Genomic DNA, 13,228 nt, shown 5'->3' with positions numbered 1-13,228 from the left:
GGGTGGGTGCGCGTGTGCATTTGGCCGAAGTCAGCGGGGGGGCGTGGGCGAGGGGGCTGGCATCCGGCGGTGAGGTGCGCCGTGTGTACGCGCGGGGAGGGTGCGCGTGTGCATTTGGCCGAAGTCAGCGGGGGGTGGCGTGGGCGAGGGGGCTGGCATCCGGCGGTGACTTGCGCCGTGTGTACGCGCGGGGTGGGTGTGCGTGTGCATTTGGCCGAAGTCAGCGGGAAGAGGGGAGGGGCGGTCCTGGGACAGGGGGGCGGCCCGGGGGAGGGGCGCGACGGGGGAGGAGTCGCCGACGGTCGGGGAGGAGTCGAGACGGTCGGGGAGGAGTCGCCGGCGACCTGGGGGACGAGAGGGAGGGGCGGCTAGGCTGAGGCCGTGCCCGACGCCTCCGCCCTCGCCCGCGCCGAATCGCTGATCGGCAGCATCCCCGACTACCCGCAGCCGGGCATCGTCTTCCGCGACATCACGCCCCTGCTGGCCGATGCCGCCGCGTTGCGCACCACGATCGACGCGCTCATCGAGCCCTTCGAGGGGCGCTTCGACGTCGTCGCGGGCATCGAGGCGCGCGGCTTCCTCCTCGCCGGTGCCGCGGCCATCGCGGCCGGGAAGGGGCTCGTGCCCATCCGCAAGGCCGGGAAGCTGCCCCGCCCCGCGGCGACCGTCTCGTACGCGCTGGAGTACGGCACGGCCGAGATCGAGATGCACGACGACCTCCCCGCCGGCACGCGCGTGCTGCTGCTCGACGACGTGCTCGCCACCGGCGGCACGCTGGAGGCCGGACGCGAGCTGGTGGCGCGCCTGGGCGCAGAGGTGGTGGGCACGGCGGTGCTGCTCGAGATCGATGCGCTCGGCGGTCGTGAGGTGCTCGGCGGCGATGTGCATGCGGTGTTCCACGTCTGACCCCGGCCGCATCGCGCGGTCTCGGCGCGGTCCCCGATCCTCGCGGCAGAGCGTCGCCGATCTTGCGCATCCGGGTCACCGGCGTTGCGGTTCGCGAACAGAACGCCCTCCCGGCGCCGGTCGCTCGATTGACTGATGGCGTGACACAGCAACTGCCGCGCACGCGCGCCCATGCATCGAGGGGGGAGGCACGCGTGTTCCCGGCGGTCCACCGGTCGTGGGAGGCCGTGGCCAAGCAGGGGCTCGTCGCCACGCTCGTGGTCGTGGCCGCCGTGGCGAGCGCGGCGGTGCCGTGGCTGCTCGTGACCGATCCGGCGCGGATGTGGCAGGGGGTCGCGCTGGCGCTGGTTCTCCTCGCAGTCTCGGCCGCCATGGGCCGCTGGCCGATGCTGCGGCGGTGGGAGATCGTCGTTCCCCTGGGCGACTTCCTCGCGATCGGTCTCCTGCGCTACGGAACGGGCGACAGTCAGTCGGTGTTCCTCGCGATCATCGTGCTCCCGGTGATCTGGATCGCCGCCGGTCCCGGCCGCTGGCGCGTGCTCGTGCCGCTGGCCGGCGTGTGCGCGACGCTGCTGCTGCCGATCGTGTTGTCCGAGTACCGCGGCATCACGCCGAGCGAGTTCGTGCGCCTGCTCATCGCCATGCTGGTGTACGCCGCCGTCGGTGCGGTCGTGAACGAGCTGTCGCGGCGCTCGCTGCGCAAACTCACGTCTTCGCAGGACCGGAGGCGCATCGCGGAGGCCGAGGTGACGGCGGCGGCCCTGGTGCAGCGCTCGCTCCAACCCGATGACGGGTCGGAGCTGCCGGCGGCCTTCCGCATCGCGGGGGCGTGCGTCCCGGCGCGGACCGTGGGCGGCGACTTCTTCGACTGGTACCCCACGCCCGAGGGGGGTGCCGCCTTTACCCTCGGCGACGTCATGGGCAAGGGCGTCGGCGCCGGCATGATCGCCGCGGCCGTGCGCACCGTCATCCGCAGCAGTCTCGACGACATCGACCCGGCTGCGGCGTTCTGCCGCACCGCGGTGGGTCTGCGCACCGGCCCCGCCGACCTGATCGGCACCCAGTTCACGACGTGCTTCCACGCGCGCATCGACGCCGACGGCATCCTGTCGTGGGTGGATGCCGGCCACGGCCTGACGGTGCTGAAACGGGCCGACGGCAGCGCCGAGTTCCTGCGGTCGGGCCATCTGCCCCTCGGTGTGGGGGCGAGCTGGGCGAGCTCGCGCACCCGGCTGGGGCCGGGCGACACCCTCGTCAGCGTGAGCGACGGCGTGCTCGACCTCTTCGGAGGGTCGCTGGACTCGGTGGAGAGCTACGCCCGATTCCTCGACCAGCACGACGACATCGACGCCCTTGTGGCCGACCTCGTCGATCGCGCGGCAGCCGGAGAGCAGGAGGACGACGTCACGGTGCTCGCCGTCACCTGGTCGCCGCGCTGAGGACGGCACGGACGCGGGGGCTCGTACGATGAGCCGGGTGACGCCGCCTCCCCGCTTGAGCCCGCTGTACCTCGCCGGGTTCACCACCGCGTTCGGGGCGCACGGGGTGGCCGCGGCCCTCGGGACGGAGACCGACGAGATCGGACTGACGTTCTGGGCGCTCGGACTCATCCTCGCGCTGTACGACATCGCCGAAGTGATCCTCAAGCCGCTGTTCGGCGCGCTGAGCGACCGCATCGGCACGAAGCCGGTGATCGTGGGCGGTCTGCTGGTGTTCGCGGCGGCGTCGGTGCTGGGCGCGTTCGCCGCGAGCCCCGTGCTGCTGGCCGTCGCCCGTCTGGCGCAGGGCGGAGCGGCGGCGGCGTTCTCCCCGGCATCCTCGTCGGCGGTGGCGCGGCTCGTCGGGCCCGGGCAGGCGGGGCGCTCCTTCGGCCGCTACGGATCGTGGAAGAGCCTGGGTTACGCGGGCGGCCCGATCCTCGGCGGCGTGCTCATCCTGTGGCTCGGTCTGCCCGCCCTGTTCGTGGCGCTGGCGGTGCTCGCGGCGGCCGCCGCGGCCCTGACCGCCTGGCGCATCCCCGCGCTGCCGGTGCTGCCGAAGCAGCGGGTCACCGTGCGGGAGCTGGTCCGACAATCCACGGCCCCGGCCTTCCTCGGCCCGGTGGTCCTGCTCGCGACGGCGACGGCCACCCTCGGGGTCGCCGTCGGCTTCTTCCCGCTCGTCGCCGCGCAGCTCGGGGTGAACCCCGTCGTCGGGATGGGGGTGGTCAGCGTCATCGCGGTCGTCTCCGCGGTCGCGCAGCCGCGGGTCGGCGGCATCCATGATTCGGCCGCACACCTCGTCGGCCCCACGATGACGGCCGGCGCGGTGCTTCTCGTGGGTGGCCTCGCGCTGGTCGCGGTCGCGCCGTCGCTGCCGTCGCTCCTGACTGCTGCGGTGCTGGTCGGGCTCGGTGTCGGCATCATCACGCCGCTCGGGTTCGCCCGCCTGGCGGCCACCACGCCCGCGGACCGGATGGGCCGCGCCATGGGCAGCGCCGAACTGGGCCGCGAGATCGGCGACGCGGGCGGTCCGATCCTGGTTGGCGCGGTCGCCGCGGCATCCGCTCTGCCCCTCGCGCTCGGCGCGATGGCGGTGGTCGCGGCCGGCTCGGCCGCGGCGGGCGGTCTGCTGGCTGCCCGCGACGCGCACGGCGCAACGGCGAAGCCCACCGAGGGGTGAGGCCGACCGGCGGCGACGCGCGCGCCCTGGGGCCGACCCGTCCGCGCCGGTGACGGACAGCACTGTGCCGGGCGTCGCGTCAACCCGCTTCGGGTACCGCCCGGATCGGACCTACGGTCGGCCGAATGAGCACCGAGACCTCCGATCAGCCCTCCACCCTCCGGCGTGGGATCGGCGGTCCGCTGCTGTTCGCCTTCATCCTCGGCGACGTGCTGGGGGCGGGGATCTACGCCCTCATGGGGGTCCTGTCGGAGCGGGTCGGCGGGATGCTGTGGGCACCTCTGCTCGCAGCCCTCCTGCTCGCGCTGCTGACCGCCGGCTCGTACGCCGAGCTCGTCACGAAGTACCCGCGCGCAGGGGGTGCGGCCGTCTTCGCGGAACGGGCGTTCAAGAACCCGCTGGTGTCGTTCCTCATCGGCTTCAGCATGCTGGCGGCGGGGGTCACCAGCGCCGCGGGGCTCTCCATCGCCTTCGCGGGCGAGTACCTCTCGACCTTCGTCGACCTGCCCGTCGTCCCGGTGGCCATCGTCTTCCTCGCCGTCGTCGCGGCGCTGAATGCCCGTGGCATCCGCGAATCCCTGGGTGCGAACGTGGTGATGACCGTGATCGAGGTCAGCGGTCTCGTCATCGTCGTCGTGGTCGTGGGCGTGCTGATCGGCGGGAACGGCGGCGACCTCGCGCGCGTCGCGCAACCGCCCGAGGGGACCGGTGTCGCCGGCGCCGTCCTGGCCGGGGCGGTCATCGCCTACTACTCGTTCGTGGGCTTCGAGACCTCGGCCAACATGGTCGAGGAGGTCACGGAGCCGTCCAAGGTCTACCCGCGCGCGCTCTTCGCCGCCCTCGCGACGGCCGGCCTCGTCTACGTGCTCGTGGGTCTGGCCAGCAGCATCGCGTTGCCGCCCGACGAGCTCGCGGCGTCGAGCGGGCCGTTGCTCGCGGTCGTCGAGGCGAGCGGCGTCGGTGTGCCGTCGTGGTTGTTCAGCCTGATCGCCTTGATCGCCGTGGCCAACGGTGCGCTGCTGACGATGATCATGGCCAGTCGGCTCACCTACGGCATGGCCGAGCAGGGCCTGCTGCCGCGAGTGCTCTCGCGCGTCCTGCCCCGCCGGCGCACGCCGTGGGTGGCGATCATCGCCACGACCGCGGTCGCCATGCTGCTGACCCTCGTGGGCGATCTCAGCCTGCTCGCCGAGACGGTCGTGCTCCTGCTGCTGTTCGTCTTCCTCAGTGCGAACATCTCGGTGCTCGTGCTGCGTCGCGATCGGGTCGAGCACGAGCACTTCCGCGTGTGGACCTTCGTCCCCGTGCTCGGCATCGCCTCGTGTCTGCTGCTGCTGAGTCAGCAGAGCCTGACGGTATGGCTCTTCGGGGCGGTGCTGCTCGCGGTCGGCGTGGCCCTGTACCTCCTCGCGCGGTGGGGACGTGTCCGCGAGGATCGGCGCGCGGACCGATGACGAGGCGTGCTTACCGGTAGTGGGTCACCCACGTCCAGATCGCCGGTCGCCGACGTGCGGAGGTGTCGCGCAGGAGATCGACCGCTCGACTCGCCGGAACCGGCTCGGAGATCGTCCCCGCCGAGGACGGATCGCGTCGTGGCATACCGCCGCCCTCGCGCACCTCGGCGACGAGATCGACGACCTCCGCGGCCGTGGGCCGTGCGCCCGGATCGGGGTCGGTCATCGCCGTCAGCAGGGCGCGCCAGCCGGTGCCGAAGCGGTCGGGGATGTCGGGGTCGTAGGCCAGCGGCGCGAGGACGAGGTCTTGGATGGGCCCGCCGCGCAGGGGAGGCTCGCCGGTCAGCGCCTCGAGGGCCAGCAGCCCGAGCGCGTACACGTCGGACGCGGACCGCACCGCTTCGCCGCGCAGCTCTTCCGGGGTCAGGTACGCCCGCCCGCGCGCGGGGTGCGGATCCTCACCCCGCAGGTGGGTGATGTCGAAGCCGGTGAGGACCGCCGCGAAGGGGCGCGTCGTGTCGCGCCGAGGACGCAGGAGCACGTTCGACGACGCGACCCGTCCGTGCACGATGCCGAGGTGATGAATGGCGGCGAGGCCACGGGCGACGTCCGACACGACGGCGGCAGCCGCATCCGGGGCGAGCGGGCCGGTCTGCTCGACGAGCCGGCGGAGTGACGGCCCGCCGATGAAATCCATGACCACGTACGCCTTGCCGTCGGCGGTGATCTGGGCGTCATACAGAGTGATCAGCGACGGGTGATCCAGCGCGGCGAGGGTCCGGGCGCCCGTCAGCCTCCGGGGCTGCGCGGCGTCGACGGTGAACACGGCCACGGCCACGTCGCGAGCAAGGATGTCGTCGCGCGCGCGGAAGACGCGTCGGCCGCGGTCGTGCGCTCCGATCGGTTCGAGCAGCCGGTATCGCCCCGCGAAGACATCGCCGAGGACCGGGATGGACGACGCGCCTCTGCCCGCTCCCCGCCGCGCTGCGCGGCTGCGATCTCGGAGTGTCGGCTCCGTCACACGACCGTGTCGCCGTTGTCGCGGGTGCGACGCGTGGTGACCTGTGCGCCGTTCGCGGGGTCGACGGCGGTGCGCGTCGTCGACTCGACCGACCGGCGACGGAGGAGGAAAACCAGGCTGAGCACGAAGACAACCGCACCGGCCACCATGAGGATGTATCCGATGAGGGTGAGATCGGCGACGCCGCCGAGGTCGAGGTTGACCGCGAACGCCAGGATGGCGCCGATGACGAAGAGGGCGATGCCGCTTCCGATTCCCATGAGAAGTCCTTCCGAGCTCTGCGGGGCAGGGGCCGCTCGGGGCAGAGTCCTGCGACGCACCCCGTCGTGGTCGCTCAAACGCTACTGAGCTAAACCGGGTCGGGCTCACCCATGGCACGATGGCGGAGGGGGGTGCATAATGGACGATCTTCAGCGGCGGGCCGATGCCTTCGCCGCGCTCGGCGATCCGAGTCGCCTCCGTATCGTTGACCTGCTCAGCGTCGGCGACATGTCTTCCAGCGAGATCGCGTCCGCGCTCGGGATGAAGTCCAACCTCGTCGCCTTCCACGCCAACGTCTTGCGGGAGCGCGGGATCGCGCAGCGGATCCGCTCCGAGTCGGACGGTCGACGCAGCTACCTCCAGCTCATCCCGGACGCCTTCACAACGCTCGCCCTGGAGCCCAGACCCGTCGCCGGGCGGGTCGTCTTCGTGTGCACCGCCAACTCGGCGCGGTCGCAGCTCGCTCGAGCCATCTGGGCTGCCCACAGCTCGATCCCGGTGGCCTCCGCGGGGACCGACCCCGCCGACCGGGTGAACCCCGGCGCCGTCGACGCGGCACGTCGCCACGGCATCCCCCTGGATGAGGCGGCGGTCCCGCTCGCGCTCGACGAGGTCGCGCGGTCGAGCGATTTCCTCATCACCGTGTGCGACCACGCCCACGAGAAGCTGGGCGGCCGCGACGACGTGCACTGGTCGATCCGCGACCCTGCGCGCAGCGGCAACGCCGAGGACTTCGACGACACGGTCGCGGAGCTGCGTTCGCGCATCGCGCGGGTGGCCCGCCAGCTCGCGGTCGCCTGAGCCCGGCTGGGCTCCTTCGGCCTGCGTGGGCCCGCTCGCCGCTCGACCTTCGCGGGCGCGCGCGGCCCGGGAACGGCGTGGGCCCGCTGGCCGCTCGACCTTCGCGGACGCGCGCGGCCCTGGAACGGCGTGGGCTCGCTCGCCGCTGCGGCGGGACCGCGCGGACGGACTCACCGTCGCGGTTGCGCCGCTGCGGCGGGACCGCGCGGGCAGCGCACCGTTGCGGCAGCACCGGGCGGACGGCGGACCGGGCGGGATGGGGGTCGCCGGACGTGCGCCACAGCACCACGCGCCGCGGGAGGCGCGCTCCGCGACGCGCCGCGGGAGGCGCGCTCCGCGACGCGCCGCGGGAGGCGCGCTCCGCCTCAGCGCATCACGCTCGCGCCGAGCTCGACGGGGCTGCCCTCGATGTTGCCGACGATGCCGCGGATGACGCCCGAGCCGTCCTCGCGGCGCAGCCCGTCGTACCAGGCCTGGGTCGCCTCGACGTCGAAGGCGTGCGTCTCGTGCGCGCGCTTGCGGGCGCGCAGCACCAGATCGCCCGCCCGCTCGGTGCGGATGCGCTCGTAGCGCTTCAGCGAGTCTTCGATGCCGAGCGTGGCGGTGGCGAAGACGATGCCGAGGGCGAAGCTGTCCTCGAGCGCCGAGCACGCGCCCTGCCCGATGTCGGGGGCGGTGTTGTGCGCGGCGTCACCGAGGATCGCCACGCGGCCCCGCACCCACGTGTCGAACGGGTCGATGTCCCAGATCTCCACCCGGTTGAGCGACTCGTCGGGGTCGATCCCGTCGAGAAGCGCCCGCACACCGGGCGCGCCCCACGACCCGAAGGCCTGCTCCATCGCGGCCATGCGGTCTTCGACCACGCCCGAGGGGCCGGGCACGTCGACGAAGAAGTAGAAGCGGTCGCCGGCGACCGGCATCACGGCGCAGCGCTTGCCGTCGCCGACGTACGTCGTCCACTGATCCACCGGCCCGATGCGCTCGTCGGCGGCGACGAGGCCGTTGTAGTTGACGTAGCCGGAGTAGGTGCGTTCGGGCCGGATGCCGGTGGGCTCGGTGACGTAGTCGCGCACGATCGAGCGGGCTCCGTCGGCGCCGATCAGCATGTCGGCGGTGTCGCTGGAGCCGTCGGCGAAGGTGGCGGTGACCGTCTCGCCGTCGTCCGCGACGGAGACCACCTGCTTACCGAGGTGGATGTGCGTCGAGCCGACGGCATCCATCATCAGCTGCTGCAGGTCGGCGCGGGCGACGGGGTAGGGCCGCTGGCCCGTCTGCTCCGTCACCGGGGCGAGGCTGAAGCGGCAGAGCTCCTCGCCGGTGTGGCCGTCGTAGTAGGCCATGTCGTCCATGCGGCCGCCCAGAGCGGCGACCTGCGGTCCGAGGCCGAGCCAATTGAGTACCTTCACGCCGTTCGACCACAGCGACAACGCCGCGCCGACCGGGCGGTTCTCGCGCATGCGGTCGTACACGACGACCTCGTGGCCGAGTTTCTGCAGGGCGAGCGCAGCGGAGGTGCCGCCGACGCCGGCGCCGATGACGATGACCTTCATGGGGCGTTCTCCTCAGCTGCCGCGGTAGGTCGAGTAGGCGAAGGGGCTGAGCAGCAGCGGCACGTGCAGGTGCTGCTCGCCCGAGACGGTGAAGGCGATCGTCGCGATCGGGTGGAACGACGAAACGCCCCGCGAGCGGAAGTACGCGCCCGTCGCGAAGGTCAGCGAATAATCGCCGTCGTCGAGCCGGTCGGGGCCGAGCGCGAGGCGCCCGTCGGCATCGGTGACGGCCTCGACGATCGTGTCGCCGCCCAGTCGGGCCAGCGTCACGGCGACTCCGGGGGCGGGCGTGCCGGCCGTGGCATCCAGGATGTGCGTGGTGACGTGGGTCATTCGGCGTCCTCGGGCTCGGCGGGCGCGTCGTCGGCGAAGGTCGTGCGCAGGCGCAGCAGGGCGATCTCGGCGAGCTGACGTGTGGCTTCGATGGTCTCGGCGTCGGGGTCGTTGTCGAGACGCCGCTCGAGCTCCGCGCGCATCTCGCCCGGGGTGCGACCGGCGGCCCGGATGAGGAAGACGCGGCCGAAACGCTCTTCGTACAGGGCGTTGCCGGCGGCGATCGCGGCGACGTCGTCATCGGCGGCGTGGGCCATCGAGCCCTGTTCGCGACGGGATGCCGCGGCCTCGGCACCGTCGCCCGACACCTTCGCGCCGATGCGCGGGTGGGCGTGCAGCGCTGCCTCGAGGTCCTGCGGCGACCAGGCCGCGGCGAGGTCGCCGGCGTAGGCGGCGAGGGCGTCGACGTCGGCGTAGGGGCGGGCGGCGACGACGGCGTCGACCCACCCCGGGATGTCGGCCCAGACGCGGGCCACGGCTGCGGCATCCGCTTCGTCGAGGGCGTGGAAGTGCTGCAGGTGCATGTCGCCAGGCTAGGCGGCGCGCGTTACGACGCTGTAGCGGGATGTGTCGGCGATGTTGCTGTGGGGAACATTCGGGCCGGCGTGGGGGCTCTGCCTGGTCGTCCGCGAGGGGGCGCCGGGAGTGGCCCCGGGGCGCCGGAAGTGGCCCCAGGGCCACGTCCGCGCGGGGGGTCGTCGGAGCCCGCCCGGCCTTGTGCGCGGGTGGCCCCGGGGCGCCGGAAGTGGCCCCGGGGCCACGTCCGCGCGGGGGGTCGTGGGAGCCCGCCCGGCCTTGTGCGCGGGTGGCCCCGGGGCGCGGGAAGTGGCCCCGGGGCCACGTCCGCGCGGGAGACCGCCGCCGCCCCCGGCGTCAGGCGTGCACGATCAGCCAGTGCGCCACGGCATCCACGTCGCCGGTGTTGTGCAGGCGGTGGGGGACCGAGCAGGGGTAGCTGATCGCGTCGCCGGCCCGGAGGATGACGCGCTCGGCCTCGAAGTCGATGGTGAGTTCGCCCGCGACGACGGTGCCGACCTCGTACCCCTCGTGGTGGAAGAGCCCGTCGGCGCCGTGCGCGGCGGCTCCCGGCGGGTAGATCGATTCGAAGTAGTCGACGCCGGGGGAGGTGCCGGGGGTGAGGCGGCGGAACGAGACGCCGCTGTCGAGCACGATGTCGGGCGACTGCCCGGCGCGCTGCAGGGTGAAGCCCGAAGGGCCGACGGGCTCGGTGGGGCGGTCGGATGCCGGATCGAAGGCCGCGACGAGCGGAACGCCGAGGGCGTCGGTGATGGCGATGAGCCGCGAGACGCTCGGCTGCATCACCCCGCGTTCGATCTGCGACACCGCGCTGGGGGAGATGCCCAACGTCTTGGCGAGCGCGCGGGCCGAGATACCGCGGGCCTGGCGGAGGTCGCGGACGCGGGCGCCGACGGACGTGGTGGCGTCGGATGCCGCGCTGCCGGCGTCCGCAGGCGCGGACCGCGCGTCGGGGTCGGTGATGGCGGCATCCGGATCGACGGCGTCGGCGAGGTGGGGGTGCGACATGCACCGAGTCTAGAAGCGTGAGGGGTGTGAAGGATCGACTTCACATGCCCGTTACAAACGCGAAACCCCCGCGGTCGTGTGAACCAATAACTTCACATACGTGCACCACTCAGGCCGCGGACTCCACGTCGTGGCATCCTTCGCCCCGAGAGGAACGACATGACATCCACACCGCTCACCGGCCCCCACGATCTCGTGGAGGCCGCCGGCCACCCCCACGGGGGCGGCAACATGAAGCCCCAGTACGACGACCGTCTCGCCAACGAAGACCTCGCACCGCTGCGCAAGCAGAAGTGGTCGAGCTACAACATCTTCGCCTTCTGGATGAGCGACGTGCACTCCGTCGGCGGGTACGTCACCGCCGGCTCGCTCTTCGCGCTCGGCCTGCAGTCCTGGCAGGTGTTCGTCGCCCTCATCGCGGGCATCGTCATCGTGCAGGTCTTCGCCAACATGGTCGCCAAGCCCAGCCAGAAGACGGGCGTTCCCTACCCCGTGATCAACCGCGTGGTCTTCGGCATCCGCGGCGCCAACATCCCCGCGATCATCCGTGGCCTCATCGCCATCGCCTGGTACGGCGTGCAGACGTTCCTCGCGGCGGAATCGCTCAACATCATCTTCCTGAAGTTCGTGCCCGGATCGGCCGCGCTGCTCGACGTGTCGTTCGCGGGCCTGTCGGCACTCGGCTGGATCTCGTACGCGATCCTCTGGGTCGCGCAGTTCCTGCTGTTCTGGAACGGTATGGAGGTCATCCGCCGCTTCATCGACTGGGCCGGTCCCGCCGTCTACGTCGTCATGATCGTCCTCGCCGTCTACCTCGTCTCGCAGGCCGGCATCCAGAACATCTCCTTCACCCTGTCGACGACGCAGCTCGACTTCTGGGCGTCGATCCCCGTCATGTTCGCCGCCATCGCTCTGGTGGTGTCGTACTTCTCGGGCCCGATGCTCAACTTCGGCGACTTCGCCCGCTACGGCAAGAGCTTCGCCGCGGTGAAGAAGGGCAACTTCTGGGGTCTGCCGATCAACTTCATGTTCTTCTCGCTGCTGACCGTCATCACCGCCTCGGCCACCGTGCCCGTCTTCGGCTCGCTCATCACCGACCCGATCAAGACGGTCGAGCAGATCGACACGCCCTTCGCGATCCTGCTCGGCGGCCTGACCTTCGTCACCGCCACCGTCGGCATCAACATCGTCGCCAACTTCATCTCGCCCGCCTTCGACTTCTCCAACGTCGCCCCGAAGAAGATCTCGTGGCGCGCGGGCGGCATGATCGCCGCCGTCGGCTCGACGTTCCTCATGCCCTGGAACTGGTACTCGAACAGCGATGCCATCCACTACTCGCTCGGCGTGCTGGGCGCGCTGATCGGCCCGCTGTTCGGCATCCTGATCGCCGGGTACTACATCGCCGCCCGCCAGCGCGTGAAGGTCGACGCGATGTTCACGATGGATGCCGAGGGGCCCTACTGGTACCGCAACGGCTTCAACCCGAACGCGGTCAAGGCCGTCATCGCCGCGGGTGTCCCGACCGTCGCGATCGCGATCTTCCCGAAGCTCTTCGCCGACCTGGGTCTGTTCAACATCTCCGCGATCAGCGACTACAGCTGGTTCATCGGCTGCGGCCTGGGCTACGTGCTCTTCCTTCTCTTCGAGCGTCTCGACCCCCGCGTCCCGACCTTCGACGGCGAGACCGAGGGCATCTCCGACGGCACCGTCGACGGAGCGGCCGCGACTGCGGCATCCGAGCCGGCACCCATCTCGGCCGAGGTTCCCGTGCAGGCGTCGCCGAACGCACCGCGAACGGATGCCACCGCGTGAGGATCCTGCTCATCAACCCCAACACCTCCCGGGCGATGACCGCGAAGATCGCGGACGCCGCCCGGGGGGTGGCGGGACCCGACGTCGTCATCGACGCCGTGTGCCCCGCGACCGGCGCTGCCGCGATCGAGAGCCACACCGACGAGATCGCGGCGGCTGCCGCCGTGGTCGAGCTCGTCGCCGCCGACCGCGACGGCTCCGACCCCGCCGACGCGTACGTGATCGCCTGTTTCGGCGATCCCGGCCTCGACGCGGCGCGGGAGCTCGTGGAGGTGCCGGTGATCGGGATCGCCGAAGCGGCGATGCACCTGGCCGCGGTGTCGGGGCGGCATTTCGGGGTCGTCACGACCCTCAGCCGCACCCTCGGCCGCGCGCACGACCTCGTGTCGCGCTACGGCATGGAGCGGGCGTGCGTGTCGCTCGCGGCGACCGGCATCCCGGTGCTCGACCTCGAGGACACGGGGTCGGAGGCGGTCTCGCTCATCGAGCGGTACGGCGCCGAGGCCGCCGCGGGCGGAGCCGACGTGATCGTGCTCGGCTGCGCCGGCATGGCCGACCTGTGCACCGAGCTCACGGCCCGCCTCGGCGTGCCCGTGGTCGACGGTGTTGCGGCGGCCGTGGGCATGGCATCCGGGATGGTGCGCATGGGCCTCGGCACGAGCAAGCGCGACGAGTACGCGCGGCCGCCGCGGGGGTTCGCCGGTGTCGGTGCGACGGAGCCGGCGTGCGCAGGTGGCCCCGGGGCCACTTCTGACGCCCCGGGGCCACTTGCGGCGCCCCGAACCGCGGGCGCGGACGCCACCGCCCCGACCACCGCGGGTCGTGCGCCTTCTCCCCAGGCCGTGAATCTCGGGGTTTTCGCATGAATGTTGATGACGGTTACA

At 72.1% G+C, this 13,228-nt stretch carries 13 protein-coding genes; 7 read left to right on the top strand and 6 right to left on the bottom strand.

The features are described from left to right. Window positions 1-381: 381 nt before the first annotated feature. The 4 genes from QE392_RS02520 (at window position 382) to QE392_RS02505 (ending at window position 5,021) form a co-directional block, all read left to right on the top strand. Window positions 382-906 (top strand): adenine phosphoribosyltransferase, encoded by a 525-nt coding sequence (locus QE392_RS02520; RefSeq protein ID WP_307447413.1) that lies wholly within the window; start codon window positions 382-384, stop codon window positions 904-906. Window positions 907-1,100: 194 nt separating this feature from the next. Then, a complete protein-coding gene (locus tag QE392_RS02515; RefSeq protein WP_307447411.1) occupies window positions 1,101-2,345 on the top strand; it encodes a PP2C family protein-serine/threonine phosphatase in 1,245 nt (414 codons plus the stop codon). A 28-nt stretch (window positions 2,346-2,373) separates the two neighbouring features. Then, window positions 2,374-3,567, top strand: a complete 1,194-nt coding sequence (locus tag QE392_RS02510; protein WP_307447409.1) for an MFS transporter — start codon at window positions 2,374-2,376, stop codon at window positions 3,565-3,567. Between the two features lie 125 nt (window positions 3,568-3,692). Further along, a complete protein-coding gene (locus QE392_RS02505) occupies window positions 3,693-5,021 on the top strand; it encodes an APC family permease (RefSeq protein ID WP_307447407.1) in 1,329 nt (442 codons plus the stop codon). Between the two features lie 10 nt (window positions 5,022-5,031). Here QE392_RS02505 and QE392_RS02500 read toward each other — a convergent pair whose 3' ends face one another. Together QE392_RS02500 and QE392_RS02495 are read right to left on the bottom strand one after the other, a co-directional pair. Next, on the bottom strand, window positions 5,032-6,042 hold the full coding sequence (locus QE392_RS02500; RefSeq protein ID WP_307447403.1) for a protein kinase domain-containing protein: 1,011 nt from the start codon (window positions 6,040-6,042) through the stop codon (window positions 5,032-5,034). Beyond that, window positions 6,039-6,302 (bottom strand): DUF6458 family protein, encoded by a 264-nt coding sequence (locus tag QE392_RS02495; protein WP_307447400.1) that lies wholly within the window; start codon window positions 6,300-6,302, stop codon window positions 6,039-6,041. Before QE392_RS02495 ends, QE392_RS02500 begins: the two co-directional genes overlap by 4 nt. A gap of 229 nt (window positions 6,303-6,531) precedes the next feature. On the opposite strand from QE392_RS02495, the gene QE392_RS02490 reads away from it, so the two are divergent. Further along, complete coding sequence (locus QE392_RS02490) at window positions 6,532-7,104, top strand: arsenate reductase/protein-tyrosine-phosphatase family protein (RefSeq protein WP_373426432.1); 573 nt, start codon at window positions 6,532-6,534, stop codon at window positions 7,102-7,104. A 365-nt stretch (window positions 7,105-7,469) separates the two neighbouring features. Here QE392_RS02490 and hpxO read toward each other — a convergent pair whose 3' ends face one another. The 4 genes from hpxO to QE392_RS02470 form a co-directional block, all read right to left on the bottom strand. Next, a complete protein-coding gene (gene hpxO / locus QE392_RS02485; RefSeq protein ID WP_307447393.1) occupies window positions 7,470-8,654 on the bottom strand; it encodes an FAD-dependent urate hydroxylase HpxO in 1,185 nt (394 codons plus the stop codon). Window positions 8,655-8,666: 12 nt separating this feature from the next. After that, window positions 8,667-8,987 (bottom strand): hydroxyisourate hydrolase, encoded by a 321-nt coding sequence (gene uraH, locus QE392_RS02480; RefSeq protein WP_307447390.1) that lies wholly within the window; start codon window positions 8,985-8,987, stop codon window positions 8,667-8,669. Further along, entirely contained in the window at window positions 8,984-9,511 is a 528-nt protein-coding gene (uraD, locus tag QE392_RS02475) for a 2-oxo-4-hydroxy-4-carboxy-5-ureidoimidazoline decarboxylase (RefSeq protein ID WP_307447388.1), read from the bottom strand. The genes uraH and uraD overlap by 4 nt, the downstream gene beginning before the upstream one ends. A gap of 349 nt (window positions 9,512-9,860) precedes the next feature. Next, window positions 9,861-10,532, bottom strand: a complete 672-nt coding sequence (locus tag QE392_RS02470; RefSeq protein ID WP_307447386.1) for a helix-turn-helix domain-containing protein — start codon at window positions 10,530-10,532, stop codon at window positions 9,861-9,863. Window positions 10,533-10,691: 159 nt separating this feature from the next. Here QE392_RS02470 and QE392_RS02465 point away from each other — a divergent pair, with 159 nt between their 5' ends. Together QE392_RS02465 and QE392_RS02460 are read left to right on the top strand one after the other, a co-directional pair. Continuing rightward, a complete protein-coding gene (locus QE392_RS02465) occupies window positions 10,692-12,344 on the top strand; it encodes an NCS1 family nucleobase:cation symporter-1 (protein WP_307447382.1) in 1,653 nt (550 codons plus the stop codon). Beyond that, window positions 12,341-13,210, top strand: a complete 870-nt coding sequence (locus tag QE392_RS02460; protein WP_307447379.1) for an aspartate/glutamate racemase family protein — start codon at window positions 12,341-12,343, stop codon at window positions 13,208-13,210. The genes QE392_RS02465 and QE392_RS02460 overlap by 4 nt, the downstream gene beginning before the upstream one ends. Window positions 13,211-13,228 lie beyond the last annotated feature (18 nt).

It is taken from the genome of Microbacterium proteolyticum (genome assembly GCF_030818075.1).
In the GTDB taxonomy this organism is placed as follows: Bacteria; Actinomycetota; Actinomycetes; order Actinomycetales; family Microbacteriaceae; genus Microbacterium; species Microbacterium proteolyticum_A.
This window is presented reverse-complemented; position numbering and strand designations above follow the sequence as displayed.

Coding starts and splice junctions, on each gene's coding strand:
- QE392_RS02510 (WP_307447409.1), top strand. CDS start 2,374: ATGAGCCGGGTGACGCCGCCTCCCCGCTTGAGCCCGCTGTACCTCGCC.
- QE392_RS02505 (WP_307447407.1), top strand. CDS start 3,693: ATGAGCACCGAGACCTCCGATCAGCCCTCCACCCTCCGGCGTGGGATC.
- QE392_RS02495 (WP_307447400.1), bottom strand. CDS start 6,302: ATGGGAATCGGAAGCGGCATCGCCCTCTTCGTCATCGGCGCCATCCTG.
- QE392_RS02490 (WP_373426432.1), top strand. CDS start 6,532: ATGTCTTCCAGCGAGATCGCGTCCGCGCTCGGGATGAAGTCCAACCTC.
- hpxO (WP_307447393.1), bottom strand. CDS start 8,654: ATGAAGGTCATCGTCATCGGCGCCGGCGTCGGCGGCACCTCCGCTGCG.
- uraH (WP_307447390.1), bottom strand. CDS start 8,987: ATGACCCACGTCACCACGCACATCCTGGATGCCACGGCCGGCACGCCC.
- uraD (WP_307447388.1), bottom strand. CDS start 9,511: ATGCACCTGCAGCACTTCCACGCCCTCGACGAAGCGGATGCCGCAGCC.
- QE392_RS02470 (WP_307447386.1), bottom strand. CDS start 10,532: ATGTCGCACCCCCACCTCGCCGACGCCGTCGATCCGGATGCCGCCATC.
- QE392_RS02465 (WP_307447382.1), top strand. CDS start 10,692: ATGACATCCACACCGCTCACCGGCCCCCACGATCTCGTGGAGGCCGCC.